Annotated in this window: 1 pseudogene; it reads right to left on the bottom strand. The window is 62.7% G+C overall.

Features of this window, described 5'->3' with window-relative positions:
* Positions 1–528: pseudogene (locus L0963_RS19615) on the bottom strand (IS5 family transposase); the annotation flags it as partial.

The raw sequence follows: 528 nt of genomic DNA on the forward strand, positions 1-528 counted from the left end.
TAGGTCGTGTTGACAAAAGACTTCAGCCATAGGCGCGAGGCGGCGAGGTTGAGGAAGCTCTCGAACGAGAGAAGTGTCTTGTCGTATCGGGTGGCGATCCGTCGTTGCTGTTTGAGCTTGCCGAACATTCGCTCGACGCGGTTGCGGTCCCGGTAGCGTCGATAGTCGGGATGCTCTGGCACCTTGCGGTTCGAGCGGGGCGGGATGATCGGCAGGATGCCCCGGACGAGCAGGCTGTCGCGGAAGCGATTACCATCATAGCCCTTGTCCGCGAGCAGCGCCTTGGGTGTGGCGACGGGGATCGCCATCAGCGGTTCGGCGGCCGTGTAATCAGAGGCCTCGCCGCCGGTCAGGATGAAGCCGACAGGCAGTCCTTGATTGTCGCAGCGGGCGTGGATCTTGCTCGTAAAGCCGCCGCGTGATCGACCAAGAGCGTTCGCACAAGCCCCCCTTTTCCGCCCGCTGCCGAGACGTGGCCGCGAACGCTGGTGCTGTCGATCATGTGTTGCCAGTCGTCGGTTAGACCCA

The organism is Sphingopyxis sp. NFH-91 (assembly GCF_021401285.1).
Lineage (GTDB): Bacteria > Pseudomonadota > Alphaproteobacteria > Sphingomonadales > Sphingomonadaceae > Sphingopyxis > Sphingopyxis terrae_A.